14 protein-coding genes and 1 pseudogene are annotated in these 16,367 nt (G+C 74.9%); 1 reads left to right on the top strand and 14 read right to left on the bottom strand.

The window, feature by feature from the left end; translation table 11 throughout:
- Positions 1-134 precede the first annotated feature (134 nt).
- From whiA to uvrC, 4 genes and pseudogenes are all read right to left on the bottom strand, one after another.
- Positions 135-1,117: pseudogene (whiA, locus tag WBK50_RS16480) on the bottom strand (DNA-binding protein WhiA).
- Between the two features lie 88 nt (positions 1,118-1,205).
- Positions 1,206-2,234 (bottom strand): gluconeogenesis factor YvcK family protein, encoded by a 1,029-nt coding sequence (locus WBK50_RS16485; RefSeq protein ID WP_341336464.1) that lies wholly within the window; start codon positions 2,232-2,234, stop codon positions 1,206-1,208.
- A 3-nt stretch (positions 2,235-2,237) separates the two neighbouring features.
- A complete protein-coding gene (rapZ, locus tag WBK50_RS16490) occupies positions 2,238-3,149 on the bottom strand; it encodes an RNase adapter RapZ (protein ID WP_341336465.1) in 912 nt (303 codons plus the stop codon).
- Complete coding sequence (gene uvrC / locus WBK50_RS16495; RefSeq protein WP_341336466.1) at positions 3,146-5,173, bottom strand: excinuclease ABC subunit UvrC; 2,028 nt, start codon at positions 5,171-5,173, stop codon at positions 3,146-3,148. The genes rapZ and uvrC overlap by 4 nt, the downstream gene beginning before the upstream one ends.
- A gap of 270 nt (positions 5,174-5,443) precedes the next feature.
- Here uvrC and WBK50_RS16500 point away from each other — a divergent pair, with 270 nt between their 5' ends.
- Positions 5,444-6,139, top strand: coding sequence for a DUF2786 domain-containing protein (locus tag WBK50_RS16500; RefSeq protein ID WP_341339411.1), 696 nt, complete (start codon positions 5,444-5,446; stop codon positions 6,137-6,139).
- Between the two features lie 54 nt (positions 6,140-6,193).
- On the opposite strand, the gene WBK50_RS16505 is transcribed toward WBK50_RS16500, so the two are convergent.
- The 10 genes from WBK50_RS16505 to WBK50_RS16550 form a co-directional block, all read right to left on the bottom strand.
- Positions 6,194-6,988, bottom strand: a complete 795-nt coding sequence (locus WBK50_RS16505) for an HAD family hydrolase (RefSeq protein ID WP_341336467.1) — start codon at positions 6,986-6,988, stop codon at positions 6,194-6,196.
- A gap of 238 nt (positions 6,989-7,226) precedes the next feature.
- A complete protein-coding gene (locus WBK50_RS16510) occupies positions 7,227-7,712 on the bottom strand; it encodes a PH domain-containing protein (protein ID WP_341336468.1) in 486 nt (161 codons plus the stop codon).
- Positions 7,709-8,191, bottom strand: coding sequence for a 6,7-dimethyl-8-ribityllumazine synthase (gene ribH, locus WBK50_RS16515; RefSeq protein ID WP_341336469.1), 483 nt, complete (start codon positions 8,189-8,191; stop codon positions 7,709-7,711). The genes WBK50_RS16510 and ribH overlap by 4 nt, the downstream gene beginning before the upstream one ends.
- A 64-nt stretch (positions 8,192-8,255) precedes the next feature.
- A complete protein-coding gene (locus WBK50_RS16520; RefSeq protein WP_341336470.1) occupies positions 8,256-9,599 on the bottom strand; it encodes a bifunctional 3,4-dihydroxy-2-butanone-4-phosphate synthase/GTP cyclohydrolase II in 1,344 nt (447 codons plus the stop codon).
- The gene (locus WBK50_RS16525; protein ID WP_341336471.1) at positions 9,599-10,228 is read right to left on the bottom strand and encodes a riboflavin synthase; all 630 of its coding nucleotides are present in this window, start codon (positions 10,226-10,228) and stop codon (positions 9,599-9,601) included. Before WBK50_RS16525 ends, WBK50_RS16520 begins: the two co-directional genes overlap by 1 nt.
- Before the next feature lie 92 nt (positions 10,229-10,320).
- Complete coding sequence (gene rpe / locus WBK50_RS16530; protein WP_445942368.1) at positions 10,321-11,001, bottom strand: ribulose-phosphate 3-epimerase; 681 nt, start codon at positions 10,999-11,001, stop codon at positions 10,321-10,323.
- A gap of 98 nt (positions 11,002-11,099) precedes the next feature.
- Positions 11,100-12,686 (bottom strand): RsmB/NOP family class I SAM-dependent RNA methyltransferase, encoded by a 1,587-nt coding sequence (locus WBK50_RS16535; protein ID WP_341336473.1) that lies wholly within the window; start codon positions 12,684-12,686, stop codon positions 11,100-11,102.
- Between the two features lie 38 nt (positions 12,687-12,724).
- Entirely contained in the window at positions 12,725-13,657 is a 933-nt protein-coding gene (fmt, locus tag WBK50_RS16540) for a methionyl-tRNA formyltransferase (protein WP_341336474.1), read from the bottom strand.
- On the bottom strand, positions 13,654-14,202 hold the full coding sequence (def, locus tag WBK50_RS16545; protein ID WP_341336475.1) for a peptide deformylase: 549 nt from the start codon (positions 14,200-14,202) through the stop codon (positions 13,654-13,656). Before def ends, fmt begins: the two co-directional genes overlap by 4 nt.
- Positions 14,203-14,260: 58 nt before the next feature.
- A complete protein-coding gene (locus tag WBK50_RS16550) occupies positions 14,261-16,312 on the bottom strand; it encodes a primosomal protein N' (protein WP_341336476.1) in 2,052 nt (683 codons plus the stop codon).
- Positions 16,313-16,367 lie beyond the last annotated feature (55 nt).

Here is a 16,367-nt window from a genome sequence, read left to right on the forward strand (position 1 = left end):
CGTCACGGCAGACTTTCCGCCGACGACCCTAGCCTCTCCGGAATCCCGCCACAGGGGCCAGCTTCGGAATCGATCCGCCACCCGCCACGTGGCGGGATTCACGGATGATCGACGCCGTACCGGGCCCGCGAGGCTCAGGCCTCCTCGAGCATCTCCGGGGTGACGGCGGACTCGGTGTCCGGGATGCCGAGGTCCGCGGCGCGCTTGTCCGCCATGTGCAGCAGCCGACGGATCCGTCCGGCGACCGCGTCCTTCGTCATCGGCGGGTTCGCCAGCTGACCCAGCTCCTCCAGCGAGGCCTGGGTGTTCTCCGCGCGCAGCCGGCCGGCGGCCAGCAGGTGCTGCGGCACGTCGTCGCCGAGGATCTCCAGCGCCCGGGCCACCCGGGCGGCCGCCGCGACCGCCGCGCGGGCGGAGCGGCGCAGGTTCGCGTCGTCGAAGTTCGCGAGGCGGTTCGCCGTGGCGCGGACCTCGCGGCGCATCCGCCGCTCCTCCCACGCCATGACGGACTCGTGCGCGCCCATCCGGGTCAGCAGGACGCCGATCGCGTCCCCGTCCCGGACGACGACGCGGTCCGCCCCCGCACCTCGCGCGCCTTCGCCGTGACCCCGAGCCGGCGGGCCGCGCCGACGAGCGCCATCGCCGCCTCCGGGCCCGGGCAGGTGACCTCCAGCGCGGAGCTGCGGCCGGGCTCGGTGAGCGAGCCGTGGGCCAGGAAGGCGCCGCGCCAGGCCGCCTCCGCGTCCTCCAGGTCCCCGGAGACGACCGCGGGCGGCAGGCCCCGGACCGGACGCCCGCGGGAGTCCAGCAGGCCCGTCTGGCGGGCCAGTCCCTCGCCGTCCCGGACGACCCGGATCACGTACCGGGCGCTGCGCCGCAGGCCTCCCGCCGTGATGACGTGCGCCTCGCAGGTGTGCCCGTACAGGTCGTGGATGTCCTTCCGCAGGCGCCGCGCGACCGACCCGGTGTCCACCTCGGCCTCGATCACGACCCGGCCGCCGACGATATGCAACCCGCCCGCGAACCGCAGCAGCGACGCGACCTCGGCCTTCCGGTTGGACGGCTTGGTCACGACCAGCCTGCTGAGCTCGTCCTTGACCGCGGATGTCATCGCCATCGCCCGCACCTCCCCCGGGGGCCCGCCGCGTTCCCGGCGCCGGACCCATCGCAATCTCGCCCCACAGTCACAATCTGAACACTCTCGGTCACCGGGCCCCCGCCCGGTACCCCGTTCTCCCGCCGGCCGGTCCCCCTCGGGCCAGGTCCGCCAGGACCTCCCGCAGGGCCGCGGCCAACGCCGCGGGGTCGTGCCTCGGCACGAGCGGATCGGCCGCCGCGACCGGGGCGAGATGCACCCGGCCGTCCGGGACCATCATGTCGCGTGCCGTTGCGCGCAGACGATGCGGTACCGCCACCGCGTCGACGTCCGCCAGAACCGCGTCGAACCGCAGTTGGGGAGCGTGCTGGGCGAGCACGGCCAGGTGCTGCTCCGGGGAGAAGTCCGGGGTCTCCCCCGGCTCCGGTGCGAGATTCAACACCACGATCCGGCGGGCGGAGGTCTCGTCGAGGGCGGCGCGCAGCGCGGGCACCAGCAGGTGCGGCAGGACGCTGGTGAACCAGGAACCGGGGCCGAGCAGCACGACGTCCGCCTCCCGGACCGCCTCGACCGCCTGTGGGCACGCCGGCGGCTGGTCCGGGCGCAGGTAGAGCCGCTCGACCCGGCCCGGCGTGGACGCGACGGCGACCTGGCCGCGGATGCGGTGGGTGGGCGTCCGGTCGCCGGCGACGTCGTCGTAGCTGTCCAGCCCCAGGCCGCTGACGTCCGCCTCGATGTCCAGCGGCACCGCGCACATCGGCAGCACCCGGCCGGCGACGCCGAGCAGCCGGCTCATCTCGTCAAGGGCCTCCACCGGGTCCCCGAGGGTGTCCATCAGACCCGCGAGCAGCAGGTTGCCCACGGCGTGCCCGGCCAGCGCGCCGGTGCCGCCGAAGCGGTGCTGCACCAGGGCGGACCAGCGGCGGCCGCCGTCGTCGTCCCCGGCCAGGGCGGACAGGGCCATCCGCAGGTCTCCGGGCGGGAGGATGCCGTCCATCTCCCGCCGCAGCCGGCCGGAGGAGCCGCCGTCGTCCGCGACCGTGACGACGGCCGTCACACCCGTGATCTCCGGCACGAGCCGCAGCGCGCAGAGCGTGGCGTGCAGGCCGTGCCCGCCGCCGAGGGCGACCGCTCTCATCGTCTACTCCCGCCCCAGGTCCCGATGGGACACGCTCACCGTCACCCCGGGGAAGGCCCCGGTCCGGGTGCCCTCGGAGAGCCTGCGCGCCAGCTCCTCGCTGATCGCGACGCTGCGGTGCTTGCCGCCGGTGCAGCCCACGGACACCGCGAGGTAGCGCTTGCCCTCGCGCCGGAAACCGGCCCCGACCAGGGACAGCAGCTCGAGGTAGCGGCTGATGAACTCCTCCGCGCCCTCCTGGCTCAGCACGTAGTCCCGGACGTCGGCGTCGCGGCCCGTGTGCTCGCGCAGCTCGGGGATCCAGTGCGGGTTCGGCAGGAACCGCATGTCCACGACGAGGTCCGAGTCCATCGGGATGCCGTACTTGTAGCCGAAGGACATGACGTTGATGCGGGTGGTCTGCGCGGCGTCGTCGAAGCCGCTCTCGATCCGGGCCCGGAGCTGGTGGACCGACAGGTTCGACGTGTCCACGAGCAGGTCCGCGGCCTCGCGCAGCGGCCGCAGGAGCTCCCGCTCGGCGGTGATGCCGTCGACGAGGCGGCCGTCGCCCTGCAGCGGGTGGCCGCGCCGGTTCTGCTCGAAGCGACGGACCAGGACCGCGTCCGTGGCCTCGAGGAACAGCAGCCGGGGCTTGTAGCCGCGGGAGTCCAGGTCCTTCAGGACGGCGCCGAGGTCCGCGGTGAACGCCCGGCTCCGGACGTCCATGACCACCGCGATCCGGGTGACGTCCCCCTTCGCACGGGCGCCGAGGTCGACCATCGTGGCGATCAGCTCCGGCGGCAGGTTGTCCACCACGAACCAGCCGAGATCCTCGAGGACCTTCGCCGCGGTGCTGCGTCCGGCGCCGGACAGGCCGCTGACCAGCGCGACCTCGATCCCGGCGGGGGTGGAGCCCCGGTGTGTCCCGGCGCTCACGCGTCCGCCGTCCTCTCCTGCGGGTCCTCGGCGTGCAGCGCCGCGACGACCGCCTCGGCGGTGCGGGTGCCGAACCCGGGCAGCGCGGCGATGTCGCCGACCTCCGCCGCCTTGATCTTCTTGACCGACCCGAAGTGCTTGAGGAGCGCCTGGCGGCGCGCCGGGCCGAGCCCGGGTACCGCGTCGAGCTGCGAGGACACCATGCCCTTCGAACGACGCTGGCGGTGATAGGTGATCGCGAACCGGTGCGCCTCGTCGCGGACCCGCTGAAGGAGGTACAACCCCTCGCTCGTCCGGGACAGGATGACCGGGTCCGGGTCGGCGGGGAGCCAGACCTCCTCCAGGCGCTTCGCGAGCCCGCAGACGGCGACGTCGGTGATCCCGAGCTCGGCCAGCACGTCCGCCGCGGCCTCGACCTGCGGCTGCCCGCCGTCGACGACGAGCAGGTTCGGCGGGTACGCGAACCTCCGCGGGCGGCCGGTCGTCGGGTCGATGCCCGTGCGCACGGTCGGTTCCGCGGAGTCCTGGGTGATCTCGCCGGAGGAGCCGATGCCCGACCCGTCGGTGCCGATCTCCCGGTCGTTACCGCGCTCCTCCGCGGCCTCCGCCAGGTGCCGCCGGAAACGCCGGCGGACCACCTCGGCGATCGACGCGACGTCCCCGCCCTTCGCGCCGTCGCGGACCTCGAAGCGCCGGTAGTCCGACTTCTTCGCCAGCCCGTCCTCGAACACGACCAGCGACGCGACGACGTTCGTGCCCTGCACGTGGCTGACGTCGATGCACTCGATGCGCAGCGGCGCCGAGTCCAGGCCGAGGGCGTCCTGGATCTCCTGCAGCGCGGCGGACCGGGCCGTCAGGTCACCCGCGCGGCGCAGCTTGTGCTGGGCGAAGGACTCCTTCGCGTTCCGCTCGACGGTCTCCGCGAGCGCCCGCTTGTCCCCGCGCTGCGGGACGCGCAGCTGGACCCGGGACCCGCGCAGGTCCGAGAGCCACTGGACCAGCGAGTCCGCCTCGGGCGGCAGCTCCGGGACGAGGATCTCCTTCGGCACCGGCTGCGACGCGTCGTCCGCCGAGCCCGCCAGCGCAGCCTGCTCGCCGTAGAACTGGGTGACGAACCGCTCCACCAGGGCGGGCGTGTCCGTCTCCTCCACCTTGTCGATCACCCAGCCGCGCTGGCCGCGCACCCGGCCGCCGCGGACGTGGAAGACCTGGACCGCGGCCTCCAGCTCGTCCTGGGCGAAGGCGACGACGTCCGCGTCCGTCCCGTCGCCGAGCACGACGGCCTGCTTCTCCATGGCCCGCTTCAGCGCGCCGACGTCGTCCCGCAGCCGCGCAGCGCGCTCGAACTCGAGGTTGTCCGACGCCTCCGCCATCTTCTGTTCCAGCTGCCGGACGAGATGGTCCGTGCGGCCCGCGAGGAAGTCCGCGAAGTCCTCGACGATGTCCCGGTGCTCCTCGGCCGTGACCCGCCCGACACACGGGGCGGAACACTTGTCGATGTAGCCGAGCAGGCACGGGCGGCCGATCTGCCCGTGGCGCTTGAAGACGCCCGCGCTGCAGGTGCGGGCCGGGAAGACGCGCAGCAGCATGTCCAGCGTCTCGCGGATGGCCCAGGCATGGGCGTAGGGCCCGAAGTACCGCACGCCCTTCTTCCGTGGGCCGCGGTAGACGTGCAGCCGGGGGAACTCCTCGTTCAGCGTCACGGCGAGCACCGGGTAGGACTTGTCGTCCCGGTACCGGACGTTGAACCGCGGATCGAACTCCTTGATCCAGTTGTACTCGAGCTGCAGCGCCTCGACCTCGGTGGACACGACCGTCCACTGCACGTGGGCGGCCGTTGTCACCATCTGGCGGGTGCGCGGGTGCAGCCCGGAGAGGTCGGCGAAGTACGAGTTGAGCCGCTGGCGCAGGCTCTTCGCCTTCCCGACGTAGATGACCCGGCCCTGCGGGTCCGAGAACCGGTACACCCCGGGGGCCTCCGGGATGGTTCCCGTGGCCGGCCGGTACGTGGAGGGGTCTGACATGGCGACGTCCAGAGTAGGACCGCCCACCGACAGTCGTCCGGGGCGCCCGCCTCGTTCGTGTCCCCGGGGAGCCGTGTAGAGGTAGGGGCCGGGGTTGTCCGGCGGGGGGTCGCCGGAAACTGTCGGTGCGGTCCGGTAGACCTGCTCGGCGAGTAGAACGCCCGTTCGAAGGAGGCTCCCCGTGCCCCACGCAAGCGCAGGACAGACCCGCTCCCCGTTCGACCCCGCCGATCCCCCGGATCGGTCACCGGGTCCGCCCGGCTGGACCGCATCCGCAAGCTCCTCGCGAAGGCCGAGCGGGCGGGTACGCCCGCCGAGGCCGAGATCTACAACGCCAAGGCCCTCGAGCTCATGGCCCGGCACGGGATCGACGAGGCGCTGCTCGCCGCGGACGATCCCCGGCGGGACGAGATCGGCGCCGCCCGGATCGCGATGGAGGACCCGTACTCCGCCGGCAAGGCCCGGCTGCTGGGCTGGACGGCCGCGGCCCTGCGCTGCCGCTGGATCATGCACGGTGCCCGCGGCGGGAAGGTCGCCGCAGTGACCGTGTTCGGGTTCGCGTCGGACCGGGAGCGGGTGGAGCTGCTCTACACGTCGCTGCTCCTGCAGGCCGCCACGGAGCTGGTCCGGCTGCGGCCGCCGTCGGACGCGGAGTCCGTGGCGGCGTACCGGCGCTCGTGGTTGCAGGGGTTCGCGGCGCAGGTGCACCAGCGGCTGGTCGAGGCCGAGGAGCGGGCGGCCCGGGAGGCGGCGGGCCGCACCGCCGGGAGCTCCTCCACCGCCCTCGTGCTGGTGGACCGGGAGTCCCGGGTCGAGCGCGCCTACGCCGAGGCGTTCCCGCGGCTCGCGCGGGCGCGGCGGCCGTCCCTATCCGGCACGGGGTTCGCGGACGGCGCAGCGGCCGGGGCGCGGGCGGATCTCGGGGCGAAGGCGGTCGGGGCGCAGCGGCGGCCGGTGGGGGCCTGAGCGGGCGGCCCTCGACGCGCGTTCGTGTAGTCGCCGGGCGGAGGGACCGGGTGCTCAGCCGGGAAGGGCGAGGAGCTGCTCGACGACGTCGTCCATCCGCGGGGCGCTGACGTGCGGCGGGTCCATCGTCGTCGGCACCCCGCCGGACTGCCGGATCGCGAGCCCGCCGAGCAGCCCCGCGCGCAGGGCGCCGTGCACGTCACCGGGGTGGACGGAGATCAGCACGGTGCGCTCCCGCTCCGCGCGGAGGGCGTCGCAGGCCATGGTGAAGGCCCGCGGGTCCGGGCAGACCACGCCGAGGTCGTCGGTGCTGAGCGTCCCGCGCAGGTAGGTGCGCAGGCCCGCGCGGTCGAGGGCCGCCACGGCGTCCGCGCCGCTGCCGCAGGCCAGGGCGTAGGTGGGGATCCGGGCGGAGGCCAGCCGGGCGAGCGCGAGCTCGGCGTCCTGGTGCGGCGGGAGGCTCAGGAAGCCGTCCATGACGTGGTGCAGCGCCTCGTCGGACAGGAGGTGGTGGGTGGTGCTGCGCAGTGCCTGCAGGCCGGCTTCGCCGAACGGGCCGGGGGTACCGCTCAGCGCCAGGGCGTAGCCGTCGCGGGCGGCGCGGGCCAGGAACAGGTCGCACTCGTGTTCGGGGCGCCCGACGTCGACGAAGCGGCTGCGCAGCGCGTCGAGCCGGAGGATGGTGTCGTAGACGTCCACGATCGCGAAGCGCGGACGCCGGGCGGGGGCACGGTGCTCGCCGGCCACGGGCGTCACCCAGCCGGTGGCCACCTGGCCGTCCCGGCCGGTCGCGCCCCTCTGGGGACCGTCCCGGCCCGGGTCCTGGCTACCGCCCGTGCGCACTGCCATCTCGCGATCACCTCACCGCCACGGCCGCGGCCGCCTCGAGCAGCGTATCCACCCGATCACCGTGAGTCATGATCGGCGGTGACACCGCTCCGCAGTGGATCGATCACAGCCTGTGGCGCCGAACGGGTGAGCGGACGCGGCGAACGGATGGCCATCACGCGCGCCGTTCAGCGCGACGCTCCGTCGACCGCGCATCGCACCAGAGCGCGGGCGTCGGGCGGCGGATGCCCGCCCGGGATCAGGACGGGCCGTCGACCGAGCGGGCGTGCAACTCGCGGATCGCGCGGATCGACTCCACGGCGTACTGCCGGTCCACCGCCTGGATCGCCAGCACCGGCAGGTACTCGTCGTCCGCGAGGTCCAGCCGGGCCCACGAGGCGCCGTCCGGGAACGCGATCCCGTGGACGACCTCCCACGGCAGGTACTTCGGAAGGCCCGTGTTGCGGACCTCGATGCCGTTCTCGTCCGCACGTACCCGCGGCCGCGCGAACAACAGGATGCCGCCGGCGATCAGCGCGCCGAGCAGCACCATGGACACCTGGTCCGCCAGCCGGAAGAACACCCCGGTCTCGCTGGTCCGCAGGATCACCGCGATCACCACGAACAGGGCGAGCGTGAGGACCGCCCCGATCCAGGACAGCCGCAGGGCGAGCCGCGGGCGGATCGTCACCGCGCGCGGTCCGGTACCGGGCCGGACCCCGTTCTGCTCCGTCCGCGCGCTCATGTCAGCTTCCGCAGGTCGGCGAGGACGATCGCGGTCCGCAGCGCGGCCGCCGTGGCCTCGCCGCCCTTGTCCTCGGCGGAACCCGGGCGGCCGCTGCGGTCCACGGCCTGCTCGAGGGTGTCCGTGGTGAGCACGCCGTTGCCGACCGGGGTGCTCTCGTCGAGCGCGATGCGGGTGAGGCCGGCGGTCACCGAGTCGCAGACGTACTCGAAGTGCGGGGTCCCGCCGCGGACGACGACGCCGAGCGCGACAGCGGCGTCGTGGGTCCGCGCCAGCTCCTGGACGACGACCGGGAGCTCGATGGTGCCCGGCACCCGGACGACGGTGGGCACGGCGCCCGCCTTCTCCGCCACCGACAGCGCCCGCTCGAGCAGGCTGTCCACGACCTCCGCGTGCCAGCTCGCCGCGGCGATGCCGATGCGCAGGCCGCGTGCGCCGCTGAGGTCGCCCTCGTCGGTGGGCCTGCCCTCGCCGCTCATGCGCCCGAACCCCCGCCTGCCTGCTCGCCGATCGTCATGCCGCCATCATCCCGGTGCGCGCACCTCAGAGCCCGGCGGGGTCCGACAGGATGCCGGGCCCGTAGGAGTCGCCGGGGCCGTCCCCGAGGTCGGGCAGGTCGTGGCCCATCCGGTCCCGCTTGGTGCGCAGGTAGTGGAGGTTCTCCGGGTTCGGCCGGATCGGCATCGCGATCCGCTCGGTGATCCGCAGCCCGTAGCCCTCGAGGCCGGCGCGCTTCTCCGGGTTGTTGGTGAGCAGCCGCATGGACTTGACGCCGAGGTCGTTGAGGATCTGCGCGCCGATGCCGTAGTCCCGGGCGTCGGCCGGCAGGCCCATCGCGAGGTTCGCGTCGACGGTGTCCGCACCGGCCTCCTGCAGCTGGTAGGCCTGCAGCTTGTGCAGCAGGCCGATCCCCCGGCCCTCGTGCCCGCGCATATAGAGCACCACCCCGCGGCCCTCCCGGGCCACCGCGTCCAGCGCGGCGTCGAGCTGCGGGCCGCAGTCGCAGCGCAGCGAGCCCATGACGTCCCCGGTGAGGCACTCGGAGTGCACGCGGACCAGCACGTCCTCGCCGTCGCCCTCCGGCGTCCCGACGTCGCCGCGCACCATCGCGATGTGCTCGATGCCGTCGAGCAGGGAGTCGTAGCCGTAGGCGATGAACTCGCCGTGCTCGGTGGGGAGGCGGGCCTGGGCGACGCGCACGATGTGCTTCTCGAAGCGGCGCCGGTAGCCGATCAGGTCCGCGATCGTGACCAGCGTCAGGTCGTGGGCCTCGGCGAAGACCTGCAGCTCGTCGCCGCGGGCCATCTCGCCGTCGTCCTTCTGCGAGACGATCTCGCACAGTGCGCCCGCCGGGGACAGACCGGCCATCCGGGTCAGGTCCACGGCGGCCTCGGTGTGCCCGGGGCGGCGCAGCACGCCGCCCTCACGGGCCCGCAGCGGCAGCACGTGGCCGGGCCGGACCAGGTCCTTCGCCTCGGTCGTCGGGTCCCCGAGGAGCCGGATGGTGTGGGCGCGGTCCGCGGCGGAGATGCCGGTGGTCACGCCCTCCTTCGCGTCGACGGTCACGGTGAACGCGGTGCGGTAGTTGTCGGCGTTGGTGTGGTGCATCGGCGGCAGGTCGAGGCGGTCGCACTCGCTGTCGGTGATCGCGACGCAGACGTAGCCGGAGGTGTAGCGCACGACGAACGAGACCAGCTCCGGCGTCGCCTTCTCGGCGGCGAAGATCAGGTCGCCCTCGTTCTCGCGGTCCTCGTCGTCGACGACGACCACGGCCTTGCCCTCCGCGAGGTCCCGCAGGGCCCGCTCGATGCTCTCGAAGCCCCCGCCGAGTCCGGCGGCCGCAGCGTGTCCGGGGACCGCGGGTGCCCCCGTGTGCGTGTCCGTCATCAGGACCGAGCCTCCTCAGCAGCACCGCCGGTGTACCCGGCCGTGAGTCGTTCGACGTACTTCGCCACGATGTCCACCTCGAGATTGACCGGGTCGCCCGGTCCGCGCCCGCCGAGCGTCGTGTCCGCCAGGGTCGTCGGGATCAGCGCCACGGTGAACGAGTCGGCGCCCACCCCCGCGACGGTCAGGGAGACACCGTCCACGCAGATCGAGCCCTTCTCCACGACGTAGCGGGACAGCTCGGCGGGGAGGCTGAACCGCACCTCGTCGCTGCGCTCGCCGGGCGTGCGGCCCAGCAGCGTGCCGACGCCGTCGACGTGGCCCTGCACGATGTGCCCGCCGAGCCGGCCGCCCGCGGGCAGCGCCCGCTCCAGGTTGACCTTCGACCCGGCCACCGCCGCCCCGAGCGAGGTGCGCTTGAGCGTCTCCGGGACGAGCTCGAGCCGGAACAGGTCCTCGCTCGCGCCCTCCTCGTCGACGACGGTCAGGCAACAGCCGTTCACCGCGATCGAGTCGCCGTGCGCCGCGTCCGTCGAGACGCGCGGGCCGCGCACGGTCAGGACGACGACGTCGCCCGACGTACGGACGTCGACGATCTCGCCGACCTCCTCCACGATCCCCGTGAACATCTGGTTCCTTCCCTCTCAGCCGCACGGCCGGACGAGCGCGCCGGCCGTCGTGTTCCTGTGCAACCACCGCGGCACGGCGGTCCTTCCCGCGGTCATGGCGCCCAGCGGTGCGGGGTCGCCGACACGACCTGCTCGCGCAGCGCCCGGACGGCCCGCCCCGGGTCGTCCGCCCCGTAGACGGCCGACCCCGCCACGAAGCAGTCGACGCCCGCCTCGGCGGCGGCCTCGACGGTGTCCGCGGAGATGCCGCCGTCGATCTCGACGAGCAGCGTGAGGTGCCCCGTGTCGACGAGCCGGCGCGCCGTGCGGACCTTGTCCAGCACCTCCGGCATGAACTTCTGGCCGCCGAAGCCGGGCTCCACGCTCATCACCAGCAGCGTGTCGTAGTGCTTCAGGATCTCGACGTAGGGCTCCAGCGGCGTGCCCGGCTTGATCGACAGGCCCGCCTTCGCCCCGGCCGCCCGCAGGTCCTTCGCCAGCATGACCGGGTTCCTGGCCGCCTCGACGTGCACGGTGACGTTGTGCACGCCCGCCTCGGCGTAGCCGGGGGCCCAGCGGTCCGGGTCGTCGATCATCAAATGGCAGTCGAGCGGCGTGTCCGTCGCGCGGAGCAGGGACTCCACCACCGGCAGGCCCAGGGTCAGGTTCGGCACGAAGTGCGCGTCCATCACGTCGACGTGCAGCCAGTCCGCGCCGCCGTCACCCTCGGAGACCACGGCGGCCTCCTCGGCGAGGCGCGCGAAGTCCGCGGACAGGATGCTCGGGGCTATCAGGGGACGCACCCCGGCAGATTACTGCCCGGCCGAGGGGGTGTGCGGCCCCCTCGGTCCTCGATCGGGCCGGTCCGGGGTGGTGTTGCCCACCCGGTGGCTCAGCCGGTCCGGCGGATCAGCGTCAGGAACATCGCGTCCGTGCCGTGCCGGTGCGGCCAGAGCTGCACCGCCGGGCCCTCGCCGAGCGCGGGGACACCGTCCAGGTACTCCCGCGCGTCGAGCCGCTCGACGCTCGCGCCGAGGTCCTTGCGCCGCAGCACCGCGTTCACCACACCGACGGTCTCGGAGAGGTGCGGCGAGCACGTCACGTACGCGACGACGCCCCCGACGCGCACGTGCCGCAGCGCGGCGGTGAGCAGCTCGCGCTGCAGCTTGGCCAGCGCCGAGACGTCCTCGGGCTTGCGCCGCCACCGGGCCTCCGGCCGGCGGCGCAGGGCCCCGAGGCCGGTGCACGGGGCGTCGACGAGCACCCGGTCGAACGCGGCGTCCGGCAGCGGGGCCTCCCGGCCGTCCGCCGTGTGCACCGTGACCGGCAGCCCCTTGACGGTCTTGCGCACCAGGTCGGCGCGGTGCTCGGAAGGCTCGACGGCATCGAGGGTGCCGCCGTCGAGGGCGACGAGCCCGCCGAGCAGCGCCGCCTTGCCGCCCGGTCCGGCGCAGAGGTCCAGCCAGCGGCCGGTGTCCTCGCCGTCGAGCGCGGCGCGGGACAGGGCGAGCGCGACAAGCTGGCTGCCCTCGTCCTGCACCAGGGCGAGGCCCTCGCGGATCGCGTCGATCTCCCCGATGTCCCCGCCGCCGGTGCCGAGGTGCACGCCGTACGGCGAGTACGGCGCCTCCTCGCCCCCGGTGACCAGCGCGAGCTCCTCGGCGGTGATGTCCCCGGGCCGGGCGACGAGGTGCACCGACGGGCGCGCGTCGTCCGCCTCGAGGGCGGCGTCGAGCTCCTCCTTGCCGCCGAGCGCATCCGCGAAGGCCTGCCCGATCCACTTCGGGTGGGCATGCACGAAGGACGCGTGGCCGACGGGGTCCTCGGCCGCGTCCGGCGCGAGCTCGGCCACCCAGGCCGCCTCGTCCTTCTCCGAGACCTTGCGCAGGATGGCGTTGACGAAGCCCGCGGACCGCGAGCCGGCCGTCCCCCGGACGATGTCGACGCTGGTGCCGACCGCGGCGTGCGACGGAACCCTGGTCCGCAGCAGCTGGTAGGCGCCCAGGCGCATCGCGTCGATCAGCGGGGCCTCGATGCGGTGCAGCGGGCGGTCCGCGCAGGCCGCGATGACGGCGTCGAGCAGGCCCTGGGCGCGCAGCGTGCCGTAGCCGAGCTCGGTGGCCAGCCCGGCGTCGCGGTCCTTGAGCCGGTGCTGGCGCAGGATCGCCGGGAACGCGAGGTTGGCGTAGGCGTCGCGCTCGCGGACCGCGGTGAGCAGGTCGAACGCGGCCTGCCGGGCCGGGTCCCCGCTGGGCGGGCCGGCCGGGCTCGGGCGGCGCCCGGGCGGGCCGGAGTTGCGCGGTCCCGAGGGACGCCCGCGACGCGGGGCGCCGCCGTCGGCGCGCCGGTCACGGCCGCCACCGGCGGCCCCGCCGCCACGGCCGCCGCCGCTGCCGCCCCGACGGCCGCCGGCCCCACCTCCGGGTCCGCCCCCGCTGCTGTCGCGGCGGTTCCGGTCCGGTCGTTCGTCCGCGCTCACGCGGTGTGTCCCTTCGTAGGTCGTGCAGAGGGGGACGCTCAGGCGAGCGTCTCACCCGTCTCGATCCGCATCCCGCGGGCCCAGTCCGCCGCGGGCATCGCGCGCTTCCCGACGGGTCGCACCTCGCCGAGCTCGACGGGCACGGTCGCCGTCCCGACGAGCACCCGCTTCTTCTCGACGTGCAGGACGCCGGGCTTGAGGTCGAGCTCCTCGGTCCGCACCGGCGTGACCGGCCCGACCCCGAGCCGCGCCTCGCGGAACGTGCACCACGCGCCCGGCTCCGGCGTGACCGCCCGGGCCAGCCGGTCCAGGGCGACGGCGTTCGCGGACCAGTCCAGCCGCGCGTCGTCGACCGTGATCTTGGGGGCGTGCGAGACGCCGTCCGCGGGCTGCGGTACGGCGCGCAGGGTGCCGTCCTCGATGCCGTCCATGGTCGCCGCGAGCAGCTGCGCGCCGGAGCGCGCGAGCCGGTCCAGCAGGGCACCGGCGGTGTCCCGGGGGCCGATCGCCTCGGTGACCACGCCGTAGGTCGGCCCCGTGTCGAGGCCCTCCTCCAGCAGGAACGTCGTGGCGCCGGTGACGTCGTCCCCGTGCAGGATCGCGGCCTGCACCGGCGCCGCCCCGCGCCAGGCGGGGAGCAGCGAGAAGTGCAGGTTGACCCAGCCGTGCGCGGGCACGTCGAGCGCGACCCGCGGGATGAGGGCCCCGTAGGCGACGACCGGCGCGCAGTCCGGTGCCAGCTCCCGCAGCGCGTCCAGGAACTCCGGCTCCTTCGGCCGCCGCGGGGTGAACACCGGGATGCCGGCGGAGTCCGCGAGGGCGCCGACGGGCGAGCGGGTGAGCTTGCGACCGCGTCCGGACGGGGCGTCCGGCCTGGTCAGGACGCCGACGACCTCGTGCCGGGGCGAGTCGAGCAGCGCCTGCAGCGCCGGCACCGCGGGCGCCGGGGTCCCGGCGAAGAGCAGCCTCACCGGACCTTCCCGAACATCGGATGCGGGCTGGCCTTGACGATCGGCTCGGGCCGGCCGAACCACTCCGCGGCCCGGATCTCGGCCATCGCGAGCTTGCGGGTCTCCGCGTCGAGCCGGTCCACGAACAGCACGCCGTCCAGGTGGTCCGTCTCGTGCTGGATGCAGCGGGCCACCCGCTCGGTGCCCTCGATCGTGACCGGCTCGCCGTACATGTCCCAGCCGCGCCCGACGACGTGCAGCTTGCGCCGGCAGTCCCAGCCGAGGCCGGGGATGGACAGGCAGCCCTCCGGGCCGAGCTGGTCCTCCTCGCCCACCGGCTCCCACGTCGGGTTGATCAGGTGCCCGGCGGCGCCGTCGATGTCGAAGGTGAAGACCCGCAGGCCGACGCCGATCTGCGGGGCCGCGAGTCCGGCCCCGCCCTCGGCGTGCATGGTGTCGGTGAGGTCGGCGACCAGCTTGCGCAGCTCGGCGTCGAACGTGGTGACCTCGGTGGCACGGCTGCGCAGCACCGGGTCTCCGAAGAGCCGGACGGGCTGGACGGACACGGATCTCCCTGGAGAAGTACGGACGGGGACGACCATCGATTGTGCCACGCGGCTCCGGTCAGCCGATCTCGCTGGGGTCCAACCGCACGCGCACCGGGTCCGGGGCCTTCCGCGACGTCCGGGTGGCCTGCGCCGCGGCGAGAGCGGCGGCCAGCGCGCGGCCCCCGCTGCGCGGCACCCGCAGCAGGGCCCGCTCCTTGACGTCCTTCCCGTCCTCCCCCGGTGTGGGCTCGATCTCCACCGGCCCCAGCAGCTCGACGGCGGACGCCACCCGCTCGTCCGCGAGCACCGCCTCGTACACGTCCGCGACCGCCCCGGGGCTGCCCTCGACCGCCGCCATCCGGACCGCGGGCGGGAACCCGACCTCGGTGCGGGAGGCCAGCTCGTCCGCGGCGAACCCGGCCGGGTCCCACCGGACCAGCGCCTGGACCACGGGGATCGCCGAGTCCGCGACGACGATCACGCGCCCGCCGTCCTTGTGCGGCACGACGAGGCCGGCGGCGCCCAGCCAGCGGCGGAAGGCCTCCTCCATCACGCGCAGGTCCGGCCGGGACAGCATCGCCCAGCCGTCGAGCAGCAGTGCCGCGCCGTAGCCACCCTCCGTGGGGGGTTCGGCGCCCGGCGTGGCGACGACGATCTCCGGTTTGCCGGGCACGGACGCCAGCACCGGCGCTCCGCCGCCCGAGGTCCGCACCGTCGTCCCGGGGAAGGCCCGGCCCAGCTCCTCCGCGGTGCGCCGGGACCCGACGACCCCGGCCCGCAGCCGGCGGGATCCGCAGGCGCCGCAGCGGAACGCGGTCTCCGCGCGACCGCACCACCGGCACGTCGGCAGGCCCGGGTCGTGGTCGGTGCCGCCGCGGGGCAGGCCGAGGGGGCCCGCGCAGTGCCGGCAGCGCGCGGTGTCCCGGCAGGTGGCGCAGGAGAGCCAGGGCAGATAGCCGGACCGCGGCACCTGCACCAGCACCGGCCGGCCCGCGGCCAGCGCACCCCGGGCCGCCTCGAACGCGACGCCGGGCACGCGGGCGGCGCGGGCGTTCGGGTCCCGGGCCAGCTGGGTGTCCGTCTCCCCGATCGCCGTGACCCGCGGCGCCGCCTCGCGCACGGTCGCCCGTTCGGCCACGATCGCCGCCGCCCAGCGGGACTCGACGAGCAGGTGCGCCTCCGCCGTCCGCGCGTACCCGCCGATCAGCAGCGCGGCCCCGGCGGCGTGCGCCCGGAGCACCAGCACGTCCCGGACCTGCGGGTACGGGGAGCGGGGCTCGGAGTGGAGGTCGTCCCCGTCGTCCCAGACCGCGAGCAGGCCGAGATCGGCGACGGGCGCGAAGGACGCGGACCGGGTCCCGACGACCACGGGGACCTGGCCACGGCGGACCGCCAGCCAGCGCCGGTACCGCTCGGCGGGCCCGAGATCCGCGCTGAGCGCCACGACCGCGTCCGCCCCGAGCCGCCCCACACAGGCCGCGTGCACGGCGTCGACGTCGCGCTGGTCCGGCAGCACGAGCAGGGCGCCGCGGCCCGCGGCGACCGTCGCGGCGGCCGCCTCGGCGAGGCGCTCCGGCCAGTCCTCCCCCGGCAGGGCCTGCCAGACGGCGTGCGCGGCGCGACCGGCCCGCAGCGCCTCCAGGTAGGCGCCGCCGCGGGTGTAGCGCTCCCATCCGGTGTGCGCGGGCACCTCCGGCGGGGCGATCTCGCGGGGCCTCGGCTCCTCGGCCTCGACCCGGGCGTGCCGTCCGGGGATCGCGAGGCGCAGCACGTCCGCCATCACCCCGGCGTAGCGGTCCGCGACCGCCCGGCACAACGTCACGACCTCGGGGGTGAGCACGGGCTCGGCGGAGACGACCTTCTCGATCCAGGCCAGCTTCCCGACGTGCGCGGTCTCGTCCACGCGCTCGAGGAGATAGCCGTCGACGAGCCGGCCGGCGAAGCGGACGCGCACCCGCACGCCCGGCGCCGCCTGCTCGTCCAACTGGGCGGGGACGCGATAGTCGAAGGGCCGGTCCAGGTGCGCCAACGGCACGTCGACGGCGACCCGCGCCACCGAGAGCGCGGGCGCCGCCTGCCACTCCCCGCGGGCACCACGGCCCTTCGGGACCGACCTGGACGTCGTCACGCTCTCGTCCTACCAGTCCGCACCGACACTCCCCCGGGCCCCGTGGTCGGGGTGA

Origin of the sequence: Pseudonocardia sp. T1-2H (assembly GCF_038039215.1) — a bacterium.
Classification (GTDB): Bacteria; Actinomycetota; Actinomycetes; order Mycobacteriales; family Pseudonocardiaceae; genus Pseudonocardia.

Excerpts from the sequence above, each read along its gene's own strand:
- WBK50_RS16520 (WP_341336470.1), bottom strand. The coding sequence starts at position 9,599 with ATGACGGACACGCACACGGGGGCACCCGCGGTCCCCGGACACGCTGCG.
- ribH (WP_341336469.1), bottom strand. The coding sequence starts at position 8,191 with ATGAGCGGCGAGGGCAGGCCCACCGACGAGGGCGACCTCAGCGGCGCA.
- WBK50_RS16505 (WP_341336467.1), bottom strand. The coding sequence starts at position 6,988 with ATGGCAGTGCGCACGGGCGGTAGCCAGGACCCGGGCCGGGACGGTCCC.
- WBK50_RS16485 (WP_341336464.1), bottom strand. The coding sequence starts at position 2,234 with ATGAGAGCGGTCGCCCTCGGCGGCGGGCACGGCCTGCACGCCACGCTC.
- WBK50_RS16510 (WP_341336468.1), bottom strand. The coding sequence starts at position 7,712 with ATGAGCGCGCGGACGGAGCAGAACGGGGTCCGGCCCGGTACCGGACCG.
- uvrC (WP_341336466.1), bottom strand. The coding sequence starts at position 5,173 with ATGTCAGACCCCTCCACGTACCGGCCGGCCACGGGAACCATCCCGGAG.
- WBK50_RS16525 (WP_341336471.1), bottom strand. The coding sequence starts at position 10,228 with ATGTTCACGGGGATCGTGGAGGAGGTCGGCGAGATCGTCGACGTCCGT.